Here is a 3,061-nt window from a genome sequence, read left to right as displayed (position 1 = left end):
CGCCGCGTCCACCCCGGACAGTTGGGAGCGGTCCAGGACGAGCTCGACGATCGCGTCGTCGAAGTCGTCGCCGCCGAGGCGCTGGATGCCCTCACTGATGACGACCTCGTTCGCGTGCCCGGTCATCTTGAGCAACGAGGCGTCGAAGGTGCCCCCGCCGAGGTCGTAGATGAGGACGTACTCCCGCTTGGCGGTGATCGTGGACCGGTAGCGGTGCGCGTATTCGAGGCTGGCGGCCGACGGCTCGTTGAGCAGCGCGGCGACGTGGAAGCCCGCCGCCACGAACGCGTCCAGTGTCAACAGGCGTTGGGCGCTCGAGGCGTTGGCCGGCACGCTGATCGCGGCCTCGATGGTTTCCCCCGCGGTGAGGCTGGCGTTGGAGCGACGCACGAGGTCGCTCTTCAGCTGGGCCAGAAATCCGGTGAGCAAATCGGCCAGGCGGTGGGTGCGGCCGGCCAGGCTCACCTCTGTCTGCGGTCCGGCCTCGTTGAGCAGGCGTTTGAACGACCGCAGCACCGACCATCCCGCGTCGTGCCGGACCGCGGCCGCGTCCGCGCCGAAGCGCAGCTCCCCGGCCGTGTTGGCCGCGACGATCGACGGCCACGCGTCGAGGCCGTCAAACGAGATGACGGGATAGTTGCCTCGGTCGACGGCCGCGACGACGGTGTGGGTGGTGCCAAAGTCGATGCCGACTCTCATCGCGCAAGTTTAGGACCGCGCGGGGGAGTTCGACACGACCTTTTTGCCCGGCGCGTCCCATCGTCTTTGCAACGCGCGCTCAGCGGCGGTGGGAACCAGGCCGGACGGCGCGAACCGCTTCGAGGGCACCGGATCCTCCTCGGTCAGCGGCCTGCCGCCGCCACGAATTGCCCTGGCGGCGACCACAACTCCGGCGGCAAAGACGATGAGGACCACCAGCGCGAAGACGATGGACAGGGTGCCCTGGATGAAGGTGTTCCTGATGACCTCGTCGATTTGATGGGGATTCTTGGCCGCACCGAAGGCGGTCTTGCCGGCGCGCTTGGCCGCCACGAACTGGCCGTGCTGAGTCCAGTAGCCGACGGCGGGATCTCCGGAGAAGATCTTCTGCCACGACGCGGTCAGCGTTACGGCCAGATCCCACAGCAGGGGCAACCCGGGGATCCAGGCCCACCGCAGCAGCCCCTTCTTGATGACGACGACGGTGATGACGGTCAGCGCGATGCCGGCCAGCAGCTGGTTGGCGATGCCGAACAGCGGGAAGAGGGTGTTGATGCCGCCCAGCGGATCGGTCACGCCCATCAGCAGTGTGCTGCCCCAGGCGGCGACCACCGCCAGGCTGCAGATCCACACGCCGGGTCGCCAGCTGGGGTTGCGCAGCCTGGCCATCGGGCCACCGATGTTGCCGAGCGTGTCGGAGAGCATGAATCGGTTGACCCGGGTGCCCGCGTCGAGGGTGGTCAGGATGAACAGCGCCTCGAACATGATCGCGAAGTGGTACCAAAAGGATTTGAGTCCGGCGCCGCCGAACACGCGCTGCAGCACCTCGGACATGCCCCAGGCGAGCGTGGGTGCCCCGCCGGTGCGCGACACGATGGACTTCTCGCCGACGCCGGCGGCGGCCTGACTGATCTGGTCGGCCGTCGCCGGGGCGCCGGCCAGCCCGAGTGAGTTGACGTAATCCGCGGCGCGGGCCGCGGTGGCGCCGGTCTGCGCGGCAGGCGCGTTGATCGTGAAGTACAGGTGCTGGTTGATGATCGACGCGGTGATCAGCGCCATCACGGCGACGAACGACTCGGTGATCATGCCGCCGTAGCCGATCAGCCGCATCTGGCCTTCCTTCTCCAGCAGCTTCGGGGTTGTCCCGGAGGAGATCAGCGAATGGAATCCCGACAGCGCGCCGCACGCGATCGTGATGAACAGGAAAGGGAATAGCGAGCCGGCGAACACCGGACCGTTGCCCTTGGTGGCGAACTGCGAGATCGCGGGTGCCTGCATGACCGGCCGCGCGATGAAGATGCCGACCGCGAGCAGGGCGATGGCGCCGACCTTCATGAAGGTGGACAGGTAGTCGCGCGGTGCCAGCAGCAACCACACCGGCAGCACCGAAGCGGCGAAGCCGTAGCCGATGAGGCAGCAGCACAACGTGACCGGCGAGAGCGTGAACAGCGATGCACCCCAACGGGTTTCGGCAACCCAATTGCCGGATCCCACCGCCGCGAGCAGCAGCGCGAAGCCGATCACCGACACCTCCGTCACCCGCCCGGGCCGCAGGAAGCGCAGGTAGATTCCCATGAACAGCGCAATGGGGATGGTCATGGCGATGGAGAACACGCCCCACGGGCTTTCGGCCAGGGCCTTGACCACGATCAGGGCCAGCACCGCGATCAGGATCACCATGATCACCAGCACCCCGGCCAGCGCGGCCGCACCACCGACCGCGCCCAGTTCGTCGCGGGCCATCTGGCCCAGGGAACGGCCCCGCCGCCGGGTGGAGATCCACAGCACCAGGTAGTCCTGCACGCAGCCGCCGAGCACCGCGCCGAGGATGATCCAGATGGTGCCGGGCAGGTAGCCCATCTGTGTCGCCAGCACCGGACCGACGAGGGGGCCGGCCCCGGCGATGGCGGCGAAATGGTGCCCGAACAGCACCCGCCGGTCGGTGGGCACGTAGTCGGTGCCGTCGTCTAGCACCTCGGCCGGGGTGGCGTGGTCGTCGCGCGGGCGAACGATCTTCATCTCGATCAGCCGGGCGTAGAACCGGTAACCGATGATGTAGGTGCAGATCGCCGCGACCACGAACCAGACCGCGTTCACCGTCTCGCCGCGCGCGAACGCGATGATCGCCCACGCGACGGCACCGACGACGGCGATGACCGCGAACATGACCTTGTGCCGCAGGGTGATGGGGGAGCGGTCGACGATCGCGACGGGCGGCAGTTGTTCGTCGGTGTGGATGTAGCGGACGTCTTTGTCGTGCACTTTCACTGCCACGGCCGAAACCCTACGCGCGCGAAACCGGCAGCGCTCGGTTTGTCAGTACAGCGCCCGCACGGTATCGATGGTGTCGGCCTCGGACGGG

Annotated in this window: 2 protein-coding genes; both read right to left on the bottom strand. The window is 67.8% G+C overall.

The genetic code is table 11. The features are described 5' to 3' along the window. On the bottom strand, window positions 1-699 hold a 699-nt coding region (locus A5701_RS04520), incomplete at its 3' end, for an Hsp70 family protein (protein ID WP_156669910.1). 9 nt (window positions 700-708) lie between these two features. Then, window positions 709-2,973: a carbon starvation CstA family protein gene (locus A5701_RS04515; RefSeq protein WP_067749157.1), complete on the bottom strand. Its 2,265-nt coding sequence runs from the start codon at window positions 2,971-2,973 to the stop codon at window positions 709-711. Window positions 2,974-3,061: the final 88 nt, after the last annotated feature.

It is taken from the genome of Mycobacterium sp. E3305 (genome assembly GCF_001666785.1).
Lineage (GTDB): Bacteria > Actinomycetota > Actinomycetes > Mycobacteriales > Mycobacteriaceae > Mycobacterium.
The sequence above is the reverse complement of the archived record's forward strand: the minus strand, read 5'-3'. Positions and strand labels throughout refer to the sequence as shown.